The following is a 15642-nucleotide window of genomic DNA, read 5'->3' as shown; positions in this document are numbered from 1 at the left end:
TGTGAAGGTAGTATTCAGTAATGCCTGTTTTTATTATCTTGTTTCTGCCTGCCGCTACCTCATGAATTTTCTTTTGCATCTAACATTTGTAATAGTTTATCAACATTGTCCAATTCGCCAACAATGCGCCGAATTGGGTGAGGCCAAACCTTGACTAGGGTGGGAGTTGCAGAAACTTGATCGATTTCTGCTTGTTCTGGGTGGGTGAGAACATCAATGACTTTGAGGGTGTAAGGATAACCAAGCGATCGCTCTAATAATTCGTGTAAACTTTCTAAACTGCGTTCTGTAGCAACGCTATGACCAGCCACAAACAGACGCAAAACATAGCCTGGAGTGTTGATTATTGGCTGTTTTGGGTTCAAAATCTTTTGCTGGTATCTTGGAGCCATATCAGCACGGTCTAAGCGGACAATTAAGTCATGATCTTCCCACAGTTGGGGAAATGCAGAGCGATAAGTTGTTAATACCATGCGATCGCACAATCCTTCTTGCCAAGGGGCCGTTTGCCATACTATATCCCCCGTACTAAAAATAGCTTTCAGCACCGATTGATGACGCATCACAGCCGGATACGCTTCGGCAAAAGTTTGCACTTGTTGCGTGCGTGGATTTAACCAATGATCAATAGTTGCTGTATAGCAAGGAACCAAAAAATGCGGCGGCTCCGATAAATCTAGGATTTCTTGCAAAGCCGCGCACAAATGCAAATGCCATCGACCCTGCTTACTAGGGTCAATACAGTAAATTAAATCTCCCCCAGGTGTAAACAGCGCAATACCTTTAAACAACTGGGGTGTAGATAGTTTGTCTGTAGTCAACTTGGTCACAGGTGTCTGGGGACTGGGGACTGGGGATTAGAGACTGGGGATTGGGAAAAACTCTTACCAATAACCAATGACCGTTCGGCTGACGCTCACGGCGGAAGCCAATGACCCATCCTTATTAAACACGTCCTCGGAGGAATTGCATCATTTCATTTGGAGTTGGTGACATTTCTATGGCAGTTTCTTCAGTAATACGACCTTCTTGGTAGAGATTGAATAAAGCCTGATTCATGGTAATCATGCCATCAAAACTAGCTTGCTTCATCAATTCACCAATTTCATCATACTTACCATCTTTAATCCACTCTTTTACAGCCTCAGTGTTAATCAGAACATCGTGGAAAGCAGCCCGCTTGCCATCAGTAGTGCGGCACAAACCTTGGGCAATAATTGCCACTAAAGACTCCGAAACTGCCACCCGCATTGCATCCTGTTCATCACCTGCATACAAATTGAGAATCCGTTCAATAGTTTTCACCGCACTATTGGTGTGCAATGTTCCCATCACCAAGTGACCAGTTTGAGCAGCTTTCAAGGCAGTATTAACAGTTTCTTTATCCCGCATTTCCCCCACCAGAATCAAATCTGGATCTTCCCGCAAAGCTGCTTTCAAGGCGTTGTCAAATTTGCGGGTATGCATTCCCACTTCCCGCTGCTTAACTAAAGACTTACGGCTTTGGTGTACAAATTCAATTGGATCTTCAATAGTAATAATGTGTTTCGGCATCTCTCTGTTGATGTAATCAACCATTGCCGCCATTGTCGTAGATTTACCAGAACCAGTAGGCCCAGTCACCAAAATCAAACCTTTATGATAGTGGCAAATATCCCGAAAAACTGGCGGTAATCTCAACTGATCCATGGATAATATTTTCAGCGGAATTAACCGCAGCACCAATGCATATCCTCGCAGGGAGTCAAAAACATTAATCCGTACCCTGGCAAATTCGTACTGAGTTGCACCGTCAAATTCCAGATTGTCTTGAAACTTTTGGATTTCTGCATCTGTCAGGATCTCCCGTAACCAACCGATAAAAGTAGGCTTATCAACTTCTGGATAATTCGTTGTTTGAATTTCTCCTTTATTACGGAAGCGGGGTATTTCACCTACACCCACGTGAACGTCAGAAAATCCCTGATCAAAAGCTTCCTGAATCAACTGCGCCAAGCTCAATCCCGCAGGCTGTTTAGAAGTAGCTGGAGCAGGTGGCATTGAGGGTGGTGGTGCTACTGGACGTTGAGCCGTTGCAGGTGGTGGTGGTGGACTAACAGGGGAATGACTCTTCCTCTGTGTTGACATCTGCATTGTTTGTGTAGGCTCGTGATTTGGTGGTGGCGGTGGTGGTGCTGGTAGATTGCGGGATTGGGATTCTGTCATATAAATCTTTTGGGGCTTTTGGGGCGGAGAATGTTTTCGGGTTTTATACAAAAAAATTTCAATTTTCTATCTGTTCATTAACCCATCTCAACAAAAGTAAGAAATACTCACATCTGTTTCCACACTTGAGGCAGATAGGAAGATGATAGGAAATTAGGCACAACACTCAGTTTTAGGTTATCCACCTCAATCTGTGTTTTGTTGCTGCTAATTTCCGGCGTTATCGGTTATATACAAATTCTTTTACCAATATAACCTGGTTTTACACCAGTTAATCTTCAGTACTATCGCGCAAATACTTGATTAATGTATTGTGTCTAATAAAACTCAGATTGCGAATTACAAATATTTCACGGCGTTATATGAGAAATTTCTGACCTTTTTCCACCCAATTGAGTAACAAAATCAGCAGCAGATAATTTTTGCAGCCCTGTCTGAGAATTATGAGAATCAATCCTAGTTTTTATAAGAAATGTTAAGCTCAATCGTTATCAGAATTTGGGGATCAAGATATTACTCTTGTACCTATGAGGGTCTATTCCTGAAGGCATATAGCGGAACTGGTCTGACTGCTAAAACGTAAATTGGACTTTCGATTCATAATTACAAAAGATTAACTGTAAACTTTAGTAAAGAAATGCTCATCTTTCCATCAGGTTTCTATATACTGGATTTCACTGAATCAATTTCAGTTAGCTCGCAAACAGCGAGAAGTAACTGAAGTCAAACTTTAAACTTTAGCTGTGTAATTTTGGGAGGAAAAGTCATGGTTTTGGCTGAAAGCTCTAATCAAGGAAAGACCTACTCCTTGTTGATGATGAAAAGCTTTTTGATATGGACTTTCACATTGGCAGTGTGCTTGCTGGTTGTTGGTTTTCCATTGGTTGTGGTAATGGCTACGGTCGGATGCCTGTTATCCATTGTGTTGCAATCTGTAATGCCTGTTAGTGCCGTTTTGTTGGTGGCAGGTGGTTTAATAATGTTCAATGTTATGGCAGTGTTGATCATGGCCGGTGTGCTGACTGCAAAAGGTGTTCATCCCAAAGAAGTCAGATGGTTAAGCTGGCTACATGGTGAGGCAGACAAGGCGCAGACTACTGTTTTTGCAGCTTGTCCTTTAACTTGTGAACTCAAATAGTTAACACATTGTTAAACTCGACAAACAGTGCATCTGCCCGGTTAAGCCGGGTTTTTTCATGACTTCCGGACTATCAGAATCAGCAATTAGTCTTGTATTCCACCAAACCCTAAGTGCATGAAAGCCCCTTTATCGGCTCAATGGATTTCTGTTTTGTGCTGATGAAATTATGGTTTGCTCAATTCTTTTCAATCTAGTCTCTGGACGTTTTGCACTGTCAATCCAAAATAGAATATTCTTCTTCAATGAATTACTAAACGCCTCGAAATTAAGATTGGCTGAAGAGTTTACTTCTAGAGCTTGTTTCAAATCTATGGGAATTATCAATGCTTCGATCGCATCCAAGGCTTTCCATGAGCCATTTTGTTTTGCAGCTTGAATTTTTTCTAGACCCACCTCAGTCATTAAGCCTTGTTCAATTAGCTCTTCAATATATTGCTTATTTAATTTTGACCACACACTTTTTGGTTTTCGGGGTGTGAAAATTTGCTGATAACGCTCTGCATCCAATGATTTAACTTTACTATCAATCCAACCAAAGCAGAGAGCTTGTTTGACTGCTTCGCTATATTTAACGCTTGGTTTACCGCTTTTCACCTTGTAGTAAATCAACCATATACCAGGTGAGGTGAGATGATTCTTTTCTAACCACTCCCGCCATTCTTGCCGATCAGTAGCATAAATAGTTTCCAATTGGTCTTCAAATTTTGGCATTACCGAAGAGAGTAGGGGATTGTAAGGTTGAAAGCCCAATAAATAATTTTACAGCGATTTTTGGGTAAATGAACCACATTTTTCTGTCTCACGCAGAGGCGCAGAGGAGGACACTTGCGTGGGCGGGTCTCCCGACTTGAGCAAAGTGTCCGTCGCACAGAGAGGAATCAAGAGCGTGGTCTAAATACATGATGCTGTAGTATACAGTATTCACCCTGAGTTGAGATATGAACGAGAACGGTAAATGATATGGGTGCGGCTGATTAGTTATAATTCCTGCATCTGTAACAAAATTCTGGCGTTGCTGATTGAAAATATGAATATACCTCACGCAATCGCTTTTAGCGATCTCGTAAAAGTAGGCGCATTCGCGTAGCGTCCCGCAGGGAAGACGCAAAGAATCAAGGTTCAAGATTTAGCTTTTTTGAAATTCATATCCAAATTCAGCAACGCCAAAATTCTTAATACCGCTGTGCTGCCTTAATTTAAGGATAAATATTTAACCGAACACGATATGACTAATGACTAATAACTCATGACTAATCAAAACCGAGTTGGCATTATTTTAGGTACTCGTCCCGAAGCGATTAAACTAGCACCAGTCATTCAGGTTTTCCAAGGTTGTCCAGATTTGGCAGTACAGGTAATTCTGACTGGACAGCATCGGGAAATGGTTGCACAGGTGATGCAGTTGTTCAACTTAAAGGCAGATCATAATTTAGAGATTATGCAGCCTAAACAATCTCTAAATGATATTACCTGTCGGAGTTTGCAAGGTTTAGAAGCTTTATTTAGAGAACAAAAGCTAGATTTAGTTATAGTCCAGGGAGACACGACAACAGCTTTTGCGGCAGCTTTGGCAGCTTTTTATCAAAAAATCCCTGTAGGTCATGTGGAAGCGGGGTTAAGAACTGATGATTTATTTAATCCTTACCCAGAAGAAGCTAATAGAAGGTTGATTTCGCAAATCACGCAGTTACATTTTGCTCCGACTTCTTTAGCAATGGAAAATTTGCAAGCTTCTGGGGTGTTGGGGAAAATTCACCTAACGGGTAATACAGTAATTGATGCGTTGTTGAGTGTGGCTGCAACTAAACCTGCTTGTGATATACCGGGTTTAAATTGGGATAAATATAGGACTATACTGGCAACAGTACATCGCCGGGAGAATTGGGGAGAACCACTGCAAGCGATCGCACAAAGTTTTTTACAGATTCTCGAAAAATTTCCTGACACAGCCTTATTATTACCTTTACACAGGAATCCTACAGTTAGAGAACCATTGCAGCAACTGTTAGGTAATCATCCGCGTATATTCTTGACAGAACCTTTAGATTATGGTGAATTAGTAGGGGCAATAGTGCGATCGCACTTATTATTAACAGACTCCGGTGGTTTACAAGAAGAAGCACCCAGTTTAGGTAAACCAGTACTTGTTCTCAGAGACACCACAGAAAGACCAGAAGCCGTTACAGCAGGTACAGCCAAATTGGTGGGAACCGAAACAGACAGTATTGTTGCTGCTGCAAGTGAGTTATTAAGTAACCCTGAAGCTTATACAGCAATGGCTAATGCAATTAATCCCTTTGGTGATGGTCATGCAGCAGAACGTATTTTGGCAATAGTGCAGAATTATTTGCGGTAAAAATAAAAACTCAAAACCCCTCCTAGCTTGCCTACGGTGTACACACAAGTCTTAAAATTCCTACTAGTACTTGGTTTCGTCATCTAGCTTGAGGTTTTGCGATCGCTCTGGAAACCTGTCATTGCGTTCGCGTTAGCGTCTCGTAGAGAGGAGGAACGACGGAGCAATCGCAAAAACCACGGGATTATGTGATTACTTCGCTCCGCTCGTAATGACAATTTAAGGGGTCTATAACGCCTAAAACCCTTGCAAATAGTACTTGTGTGTACACCGTAGCCTAGCTTGCAGGGAGGGGATTCAAAAGGATCTTTTGACGGGGTGAAATTCTTCGAGAATAGTAAATAATCAACCGAACATGATATACCCAATCACCTCTAACTAATACCCAAAGCGCTACGAGTTGCGGGGCCAACCACACCATCTACACGCAGACCATTTCTGCTTTGAAAATTGCGAACTTGTTGAGCAGTATTTGGGCCATAGACACCATCAACTCTTATCCCTAAAGCTCTTTGCACTGATCTCACCGCTTCACCTCTAGAGCCACGTCTTAACAAGACCCGACCACCAACACCAAGACCAGGACGATTAGGAGATGTCCCCCGATTCATACTAATCCATCTTTCAGAGACATAATATCCCTGGTAGCGTCCTGAAGTGATTTGAGCAAAACCATTTCTAACATTTCCCGTATTCCCAATGTTTGTCCCATTAGGTACACAAGCTACAGAAGAGTTACCAGCACTAGCACCTCTACGAATATATAAACAATTTCCATTAGTTCTCACATATTCTGCTGAAGCTTCTTGAACTTGGGATACAGCCGCAAGCAAGACAGTTATCCCGGCTAAAGTTAACCAAGCAGAAGATTTCAGCAATTTTTGCCAATTAACTGAAAATTCGGGAAGATTCAATTCAATATTTACAGGTTCCTCTTCATTCGCCATATACATATATGAATAAGCCATATATTCCATGATGCCCTGCTCCTTGATGTGAATGGTTGGCTATTACAGAGATTTAATTTGCGTTTGTCTAGATTTAATTAATCTAGATGTATTTTATACTCTTTAATTAGCAGAAATTTTGACTGCATATTCCGCCCTTTCAACTGTCACAAAGGGTATTTTTAACGAAATCATAATTTACCGAACTGGACAGTAGCTTCAATTACTCTCGCCATCAGAAGTATTGAAATTATCAGATCGAATCGGACTTCCATACCGCCATACTTCTACCTTTTCTGGGCTAACTAAGTATGAAAAAGTACCATTATCTGCTCGATATTTATTTTCGCCAACATTCCAAGCGACTACCTTCACAGGTTTACTTGCATCTTGCTTTGATTGACCAATGTAAAATAATTGACCCTTTTCTTCACAAACTTGGACACGAATTTTTTCTGTCTCACCTGCTATAACTGTAACACCACTGCATTTATTATCAGTACTCACAGGTGTAAGAATTGGTTGTGAAGGCGAAACTGGTTTCTTTAATGGTATTTTTGCTGTAGTTGAAGATGGTAATAGGTGCAGAGGATCAACTGATAAACGGCTGTCTGGATGAAATTCAAAGTGTAAATGAGGCGCTGTACTATTACCTGTAGATCCCATTTCTGCAATTATTTGACCTTGATTAACTTGTTGACCTTTACTGACCAATAAACGACGATTGTGACCATAGACTGTCACACTATGATCAGGATGCTTAATTTCTATAAAATTACCTAAACCCCAATCATCCCAACCAGCCTTAACAACTGTACCAGATGCAGCCGCGAAAATAGGAGTTCCAGTTGCTCCAGCAATATCAATTCCTTCATGTTGATATTTACGGAAACCTTGAGAAACAATTCCGTGAGTAGGCCAGATTAAAGTAGTCTCTATTAAAGAAGTTGGCTTAACGAGGGAAGCTTTGACTATTTGAGGAAACGCAGATGTCGTTGTACCTAAAATAGATGTGAAAGATATGATGCCAATTAAGGTATAACTACAGAACCGAGAAATAGTGTTTTTTTTCATAAAAAACTCTTAAGTTCTTTATTTGCTGTTTCAGCATTACTCGGCTGACATCAGGAAAATTGCTACCATTAAATTAATAATGCACCATTGACATTTCAGTTTTGGCTGTCTGAGGGACTTCTAAATAAAAAATCCCCAATTTGGAGGGTGGGTTACGGACTACTATCCTAACCTACCCTACAAGGTTTTTAGTCACATCTTGAAAAAGTTCTATTATTGTTGCAGAGGAATAGATGCATTATTTCAGTACTTGAAAATTTTCAATTGTCAAATATAATTCTTCATCTGCCATCTGTTGGCTATAATCAACGTTAATTTGGGTCGGGTAGCCGAGTTTGGGGTTGTATTTCACCGTTAGACTATCTGCCTTGCGAGCGATCGCATCCTGAATTACACTAAATAGCTTGGGGACAGTATTATATTGTTTAAATAATTCCTTATCAACAGGCTTACCAGTGGCTACAGAAATCACAGAAGTTGTCACACCGTTACGAACTTCAACAATCACAGGGCCTCTGGCTTCTGCTGTACAGAAGCAACTCCGCGTCAATTGATAACGATATTTAGATATCTTTTGCTGTTTCCATAATTGCCTATTTTTTCTTAATTGTCCCAAATTGGAATCGGTGGGTCGTGCTTGTGCGATTTGAATAGGTGGTTGAGCAATCAATGGTGAATATAACCCAAAAGAAATTAGTAATCCTGCACCAATAGCAATAGGTAAGCGCATAAAAGTCTACATCTCTTGTAATTAATAGTTGTTATTACTGACAGAGATTATAGACGAGCTTTAGGTGCAAAAGTTGCAGAAGTTTCTCAAAGTTATCCTTTTTATGTTGTGATTGGGATGATGACGTTGAATCTATCCTTATACTCAACCAAAAAAATCACCTCAATAGTAAAGAAACGAAGTGAGAATATTCTATGCATTTTCTATTATTTATAAGTATGGCATGAATTATAGCAATTCCCATTCAAGTGAGGTACAAAAAGAAAGAATTAAACGCAGATGGACGCAGATAAATTTGTACTTCATTCGATTAGGAAACGCTATAGATCATAATTCTACATATTCAAAGTCATACAATATTAGTTTTTTGAGGAGAGTATGACCGCTCATTACTCAAAGTAATTTTGCTGATTCATAAAGCCTTTTAAACATCGCTTTAATTTTTGTACCATAATCTAAATCCGCTGACCATCTTCCTGATAGTTGATCAACAGAAGGAGAAATACCTCTGGTTACAAATCTAAACCGAGGATCTACTTCTTGCTGGACTAAAGGTTCTAAACTGGCGTAAGCTTTCAAATGTTGAATATGCGCTCTCACACCAATTCTGGCACTAGGAAAAGATGCTGCTTCTGTTCCACCACCTATTGCACCTAAACCTGCAAAGTTATTTTGCTGAGGTTTGATATCACTGCCAAAACGTAAAAATCCTGTTTCTAGACACATTTGGCAAAAGGCAATATCATAATTTACTCCCTCAATATTGGCTTCCTCTCGATAGAGTTTTGGTATATCAGGAAATTGGACAATGGCATTTTCATTGTTGTTTTTCAGAAAGATTTGTAGCTGTACTTCTGTGGTATTACCATTAGAGATAATCTGGTTTATTTGACCAGTACAAACAGTGAGAATAGAACGCAGATTGAGAGTGCTAGTTGCAGCCTCCCAGCCAACAGAAATATTAAAATCTCGAAGTTCTATAGCTTTGATATAAACTATACGCCGATAAGTAGTACGAATCACATTAGGTGATGTTGATAAATCAATTCGCAAGCGATCTACTAAATCAATGGGTATATAAGAGTTGCCATTAATTAATACTCCTTGCTCTGGATAATTTTGACCATTTATATTAATATTAATTGGTGGATAATTTGCTTCTGGAGGTGTTCCTGGAGTTGGGTCAATTGCGCGACTCCAAGCTATTAATCCGTCAACAATACCCAAGGCAAAATCACGGCGACGAGTTTGTAATAAATTGCGATCATCTGGACTGCTAAGAAAGCCGACTTGTATTAACATCGCAGGGACAGTTGTTTGACGACAAAATTGCAAACTACCTAAGCCGCTATCTGTATCTGGCTTAACGCCACGATTAGGTAGTTGAGGCACACGGCGCAACAATCCCATCAGCAACATTTCTGCATTTTGCTTGCGTTGATTGTTGTTAGCAATGTAGTAAGCACTAGCCCCTCTCACCGTAGGACTACTAGCAGCATCAGCTGCAATTTCTAGCGCTACATCCGTGGAACGAGCGCGAGAATTAATCCAGGTAATAGTTTGGGCAGCGCTTAAATCATCAGGAACCGATAAAATTTCAATGCTACGCGCTCTGAGTTCTGTCACAATTAAATCACGTAACAGAATCATTTCTTTGGCTTCAGTTGTACCACCTGCGATCGCACCAGGATCAATTCCCCCGGCTTCCCTTCCTCCATGCGCCGCCGAAATAAAAATACGTCCCATTTTGATTCTTCCCGTTGTTAAGCTCCAGCGTATGCAATTTTAGCGAGTATTCCCGGCTGAAAACAAGAATTATAATAGTCTTTGAAGGCGGGAGACAGGAGTTAGGAGTTAGCCCTTCGGCTTCGCTCAGGGCAAGGAGTCAGCCCTATGGCTACGCTATCGGCTTGTCTTCGACACACTACGTGAACGCTCAGGGCAAGGAGTCAGGAGGAAGAAGAGGATTTAGAATAATCTAGAACCCGAAAAAGTGTTTACCAGTCACCAATCACCAATCCCTAGTTCCTTAAAAAATGGAAATCCCCCGCTTACATCCAGACACAATTGAAGAAGTTAAACTCCGGGCTGATATTGTCGATGTTGTCTCGGAGTATGTGGTATTGCGGAAGCGAGGGAAAGATTTTGTCGGTTTATGTCCTTTCCATGATGAAAAAAGCCCCAGTTTCACCGTTAGCCCCAGCAAGCAAATGTTTTATTGCTTCGGTTGTCAAGCTGGAGGTAACGCCATTAAGTTTGTCATGGATTTGGGGAAAAGGCACTTTACGGAAGTAGTACTAGACTTAGCAAGACGTTACCAAGTACCTGTACAAACCTTAGCACCTGAGCAAAAACAAGAATTACAGCGCCAGTTGTCTTTGCGTGAGCAGTTGTATGAAGTTTTAGCTTCCACAGCCCAGTTTTATCAACACGCCCTTAGACATACCCAGCAACAAAAGGTGATGCAGTATTTGCGTGAAAGTCGCCAACTCGGAGAAGAAACAATTCAACAATTTGGTTTAGGTTATGCTCCCGCAGGTTGGGAAACCCTGCATCGGTATTTGGTGGAAGATAAACATTACCCAGTACAACTGGTGGAAAAAGCGGGTTTGATTAAACCGAGGAAAGAAGGGGGTGGATATTATGATGTATTCCGGGATAGGCTGATGATTCCCATCCGCGATGTACAAGGGAGAGTAATCGCTTTTGGTGGGAGAACGCTGACAGAAGAACAACCAAAATATTTAAATTCCCCGGAAACCGAACTTTTCAGTAAAGGTAAAACCTTATTTGCGCTAGATCAAGCCAAAGATGGAATTGCTAAATTAGATCAAGCTGTAGTGGTTGAGGGATATTTTGATGCGATCGCTCTCCATGCTGCGGGAATTAACAACGCCGTCGCTTCTCTAGGTACAGCTTTAAGCATAGAACAAGTCCGGCTACTATTGCGTTACACCGATTCCAAACAACTAATACTCAACTTTGATGCTGACAAAGCTGGAACCAACGCCGCCGAAAGAGCGATCGGGGAAATTGCCACATTAGCTTACAAAGGCGAAGTGCAGTTAAAAATTCTTAACTTACCCAATGGTAAAGATGCTGACGAATATTTACAAAGTCATACATCAGCAGATTATCAGCAACTATTAGCAAACGCCCCACTCTGGCTCAATTGGCAAATAGACCAAATTATTCAAAATAGAGATTTAAGACAAGCTACTGACTTTCAACAAGTCACGCAACAAATCGTCAAACTCTTACAAAATATAGTTAATAGTGATACTCTTAATTACTACATTTCCTACTGTGCAGAAATACTCAGCTTAGGGGACTCTAGAATTATCCCCCTACGAGTTGAGAATCTACTAACTCAAATTGCACCTGCTAGTGTGCAAACTCCACCATCACGTTTCCGCAAACAGGAGTCTAAAACGCCAAAGCTCTCTCTAGTAAATACCGAACGTAGTTTATTAGAACAAGCTGAGGCGTTATTATTACAAATTTATCTCCATTGTCCAGAACAGCGTCAGGGAATAATTAACGAATTAGAAGAGCGAAATTTAGAATTGAGCCTTTCTCATCACCGTTTTTTATGGCTACAGATTTCAGAATTAACAGATGAAGCTGATTTAATCTCCAATTTACAAAACAGGTATTTAGAATTATCTGAAGAATTGGGATTAATTTCGCATTTATTCCATTTAAATGAAAAAACTAACAAAGAAATACTGCGTACTCCCCAGGTAGTTCAAGCAACCCTTGCTTGTATGGAAATAGTCTTGAGAGAAAAACGTTATCGTCACTTTATGGAACTGTGGGAAAAAATTGATATCCAAGCAGAACCAGATAAATATAAATCTTATGCAGATGCGATATATGCTGAAAAAATGCGGATACAAGAATTAGATAAACAACGTCAATTTCCGATTACTGAATTACTATAAAATAATTCGTAATTCCTATCTAACTTTCCCTCCTGACTCCTGATTCCGTTCGGAGTTCGGCGTTCGCGAAGCGTCCCGCAGGGAAGGCTCACTCGATCCGCTGATGCTCACGGCGAAGCCTGAATTCTGACTCCTTCTATATCTGTTGTTTCTGAGCCAATGAGGTTGGCTGCTTCTTGTAAAAGCTGCTGTTGTTCTTTTTGAATTGATTCTAAACGATGAGAAATTTCTGCTAATCTTTGTTGTTTATTTTTGTAAATTATTCCATCAGGCGTTACTGCGGAAGTATAATTATTTTCGTTAGTGTTTGGAATTTTTGCTAACTGGAAATTACCAAATTTATTTAATGACAAAAATAAAGTTTTAAATAAAGCTTGAATTAATTGAAAGGGAATTTTTAAAATAGACCAACTGGCGGTTTCAATTAAATGGATGATTCCTTTAAATATGCTCCAAGCAAAAGCAATGATAAACAGCAGAATTACTAAACTGATAATGGGGTGATTACTTGCCCAACTGAGTATTTGTAAAAACCGTAAAAATGTTGGGTGTTGCGTTGCTAAATCTTTTACAGAATGAGTAATTGCATTTTCAATTGCTCCTGATGTGGTATTTTTAATTTGTGTAGCAGTTTGCCAACTATCTTCTAAAGAACCTTTAGCTTGATCTAAAGTTGTCGTAATTATATTAATTGCCTGATCCGTTTTGTAATTTGCTGTTTCTTTGAAAGACTTACCAACTTGCTGTGCTGATTGGCTGAAAGAGTGAACATTATTTTTCAATATTTGCAAGTTTGTATTTATTGGAAGTTCCATAAAACATATTACTGGAATTAAAGTTTAGTCTAAAATTAATTTCGAGCCTGTTTCACAATCATAGCGATATTCAAGCCGGACGACAATCATTGTTATAGCCGATTTATATTTAGTGAGGATAATTACTTGTAGTAAACCTATTCTATTTAATAATTATTCTTAACATTTACCATTTACTATTTACCCAATAGATCGATAGCAAAGCCTATTTCTTTGTTTGCTTTTTGCAGCCATTGAGCGAGGAGAGATGATGGCATTGGCTTAGAAAATAGATAGCCTTGTCCATATTTGCAGCCGAGCGATAGCAAACGCTTCATCTGTGCAACTGTCTCCACACCTTCGGCAATCACATCTAAGCCCATAGTGTGAGCTAAAGTGATAATGGCTTGCACAATTCCCAAGTTTTGCTCATCTGTATCTATTCGGGATACAAAAGAGCGATCAATTTTGAGGTTATCAACAGGTAAATCGCGTAAATAAGACAAAGAAGAATAACCAGTACCAAAATCATCAATGCTAATTTGGATACCGGCAGCGCGAAATTCCTCTAAACTGGCGATAACTGTTTGTGTATTGTTCATCAGCGTACTCTCTGTAATTTCCAGCTTGAGTGTGATTTCCTGCAAATTCAGAGATTGATAGCGATGAATAATGTTGGGAACTACACCTGTTTCATTCAATTGTACCCCTGATAAATTTACCGACAAACTCAGAGGTAGATCATCTAAAAACTGATTTTGCCAAATAGTTAACTGTTGGCAGGCAGTTTCTAAAATCCAGTCACCAAGGGGAATAATTAGCCCAGTTTGTTCTGCTAAGGGAATGAATTGAATCGGTGAAATCCATCCTCGTTCTGGGTGTTGCCAGCGAATCAAAGCTTCAAATCCCACTACTTTGTAAGGATTGAGGGAAATGATTGGTTGATAAAAAAGTTGTAACTGTTGCTGGCTGATTGCTTGCCTTAATTCAGTTTCCATCTGCAATCGCTCTAAAGCTCTAGTTTGCATACTGCGATTGTAGACAACTGTGGGATATTGTAATCCCTGTTCTTTAGCAGTGTAGTTGGCAGTTTCTGCTGCCCGCAAAAACTCTTCTGGTTCATCAAAACCAAGACTGGAATCTACGACACCAATTGTAATAGAGGCATAAATTACAAAACCTTCTAGCGCGAAGGGAGGATCTATAACTCGATGCATTTCTATTGCGTGGGTTTCTGCTTCACTTACATGACTGATATTTCCTAGTATCAATATAAATTCATCCTTGCCCATTTTTGCTAAGTAGTCACCAGGACGTAAGCTGGCTTGCAGACGTTTTGCGACTTCAATTAGCAGTTGTTCACTTTTAATATGTCCAAAGCCATATTTAATCTTGCGATATTGGTCAATATCTATAAATAGAACCGCAAATTTATAGCAATTGAGGATTTGCTTTCGTAAAATATTTAAGACTGCATTGCGATTAGGTAAGCCTGTTAATTCATCATAAAATGCTAAAAATTGGACTTTCTCTAATGCCTGTTTACGTTCACATCGTACCTTAGCTTCTCGCAATTCTCTTTCAATAGCTGGAGCAAGCCTTGTTAAATTATGCTTGAGCAAATAATCATGAGCGCCATCTCTCATTAATTTAACAGCTATTTCTTCCCCGATTGAACCGGAGACAACGATAAAAGGAGTATCTAATTTTCGCAGTTTGACTACACTGAGTGCAGCCACAGCGCTAAATTGGGGCATGGAATAATCTGTTAAAATTACATCCCATTCTTGGGATTCAAGAGCGGCTACCATTGCTTCAATAGTGTCAACCTGTTGATAGACTACTTGGTAATTTGCCGCTTCTAATTCCAAGACCATTAATTCTGCATCGTCTAAATTATCTTCAACAATGAGAATTTTAATTTGATCAGTCATAAAAATTCGTTATTGGGTTAGGGGCGGAGGACTGTTGAGAACCAACCAGTACATTCCTAGCTGTCGTATAACACCCACAAACTGGTCGTAATCGACTGGTTTGCGGATATAGCTGTTGCAACCCAAACCGTAGCCTTGAAGACGATCACTCTCTTCATTAGAGGTCGTCAAAATCACAATAGGTAACAATCTAGTCCGAGAATCAGCTCGAATTCGCCGCAGAACTTCTAATCCGTTGATACGGGGTAGCTGTAAATCTAACAGAATCAAGTCAGGCAGGGATTCTGAGGTATTGTTGTCTGCAAATAGATAATTAATTGCTTCATCGCCGTCTCTAGCAATTACGACGTTTTCTTGTAGTCCAGTTTGCTCAAATGCAAGCAGTGTTAGTTCTATATCATCAGGGTTGTCCTCAATAATCAGTAGTGTATTTTTTGTGGTCATATTATCTTGGAGTATATCTTATGTTTCACAATAATATTAAGATGGCTATTTTTTTTTTACCAAGGAAGTTTTA

General features: G+C 39.9%; 13 protein-coding genes. 3 read left to right on the top strand and 10 right to left on the bottom strand.

Annotated features, from left to right (window positions below):
* Positions 1-59: 59 nt before the first annotated feature.
* Both ACSQ6I_RS13295 and ACSQ6I_RS13290 read right to left on the bottom strand, forming a co-directional pair.
* The gene (locus tag ACSQ6I_RS13295; protein WP_438890788.1) at positions 60-830 is read right to left on the bottom strand and encodes a circadian clock KaiB family protein; all 771 of its coding nucleotides are present in this window, start codon (positions 828-830) and stop codon (positions 60-62) included.
* A gap of 115 nt (positions 831-945) precedes the next feature.
* Positions 946-2205, bottom strand: coding sequence for a type IV pilus twitching motility protein PilT (locus tag ACSQ6I_RS13290; protein WP_438890787.1), 1260 nt, complete (start codon positions 2203-2205; stop codon positions 946-948).
* Positions 2206-2971: 766 nt separating this feature from the next.
* Here ACSQ6I_RS13290 and ACSQ6I_RS13285 point away from each other — a divergent pair.
* Positions 2972-3343 carry a hypothetical protein gene (locus ACSQ6I_RS13285; RefSeq protein ID WP_438890786.1) on the top strand — a complete coding sequence of 124 codons (372 nt, stop codon included), beginning with the start codon at positions 2972-2974 and terminating at the stop codon, positions 3341-3343.
* Between the two features lie 129 nt (positions 3344-3472).
* Here the strand turns inward: ACSQ6I_RS13285 and ACSQ6I_RS13280 are convergent, their stop codons facing one another.
* Positions 3473-4057 carry a YdeI/OmpD-associated family protein gene (locus ACSQ6I_RS13280; protein WP_438890785.1) on the bottom strand — a complete coding sequence of 195 codons (585 nt, stop codon included), beginning with the start codon at positions 4055-4057 and terminating at the stop codon, positions 3473-3475.
* Positions 4058-4592: 535 nt separating this feature from the next.
* Here ACSQ6I_RS13280 and wecB point away from each other — a divergent pair.
* Positions 4593-5702 carry a non-hydrolyzing UDP-N-acetylglucosamine 2-epimerase gene (gene wecB, locus ACSQ6I_RS13275; RefSeq protein ID WP_438890784.1) on the top strand — a complete coding sequence of 370 codons (1110 nt, stop codon included), beginning with the start codon at positions 4593-4595 and terminating at the stop codon, positions 5700-5702.
* 374 nt (positions 5703-6076) lie between these two features.
* Here the strand turns inward: wecB and ACSQ6I_RS13270 are convergent, their stop codons facing one another.
* The 4 genes from ACSQ6I_RS13270 to tftA form a co-directional block, all read right to left on the bottom strand.
* Positions 6077-6649, bottom strand: coding sequence for a peptidoglycan-binding domain-containing protein (locus ACSQ6I_RS13270; protein WP_438890783.1), 573 nt, complete (start codon positions 6647-6649; stop codon positions 6077-6079).
* A gap of 219 nt (positions 6650-6868) precedes the next feature.
* Entirely contained in the window at positions 6869-7723 is an 855-nt protein-coding gene (locus tag ACSQ6I_RS13265; RefSeq protein ID WP_438890782.1) for a M23 family metallopeptidase, read from the bottom strand.
* A gap of 238 nt (positions 7724-7961) precedes the next feature.
* Entirely contained in the window at positions 7962-8453 is a 492-nt protein-coding gene (locus ACSQ6I_RS13260; RefSeq protein WP_438890781.1) for a DUF6174 domain-containing protein, read from the bottom strand.
* 393 nt (positions 8454-8846) lie between these two features.
* Positions 8847-10199, bottom strand: coding sequence for a hormogonium tapered terminus morphoprotein TftA (tftA, locus tag ACSQ6I_RS13255; RefSeq protein ID WP_438890780.1), 1353 nt, complete (start codon positions 10197-10199; stop codon positions 8847-8849).
* A gap of 290 nt (positions 10200-10489) precedes the next feature.
* On the opposite strand from tftA, the gene dnaG reads away from it, so the two are divergent.
* The gene (gene dnaG / locus ACSQ6I_RS13250; protein ID WP_438890779.1) at positions 10490-12397 is read left to right on the top strand and encodes a DNA primase; all 1908 of its coding nucleotides are present in this window, start codon (positions 10490-10492) and stop codon (positions 12395-12397) included.
* A gap of 107 nt (positions 12398-12504) precedes the next feature.
* Here dnaG and ACSQ6I_RS13245 read toward each other — a convergent pair whose 3' ends face one another.
* The 3 genes from ACSQ6I_RS13245 to ACSQ6I_RS13235 form a co-directional block, all read right to left on the bottom strand.
* Positions 12505-13212, bottom strand: a complete 708-nt coding sequence (locus ACSQ6I_RS13245) for a hypothetical protein (protein ID WP_438890778.1) — start codon at positions 13210-13212, stop codon at positions 12505-12507.
* 176 nt (positions 13213-13388) lie between these two features.
* Positions 13389-15125, bottom strand: coding sequence for a putative bifunctional diguanylate cyclase/phosphodiesterase (locus ACSQ6I_RS13240; RefSeq protein ID WP_438890777.1), 1737 nt, complete (start codon positions 15123-15125; stop codon positions 13389-13391).
* A 9-nt stretch (positions 15126-15134) separates the two neighbouring features.
* Positions 15135-15569 (bottom strand): response regulator, encoded by a 435-nt coding sequence (locus ACSQ6I_RS13235; RefSeq protein WP_438890776.1) that lies wholly within the window; start codon positions 15567-15569, stop codon positions 15135-15137.
* Positions 15570-15642: the final 73 nt, after the last annotated feature.

Source organism: Anabaena sp. WFMT (genome assembly GCF_051781005.1).
Lineage (GTDB): Bacteria > Cyanobacteriota > Cyanobacteriia > Cyanobacteriales > Nostocaceae > Anabaena.
The sequence above is the reverse complement of the archived record's forward strand: the minus strand, read 5'-3'. Positions and strand labels throughout refer to the sequence as shown.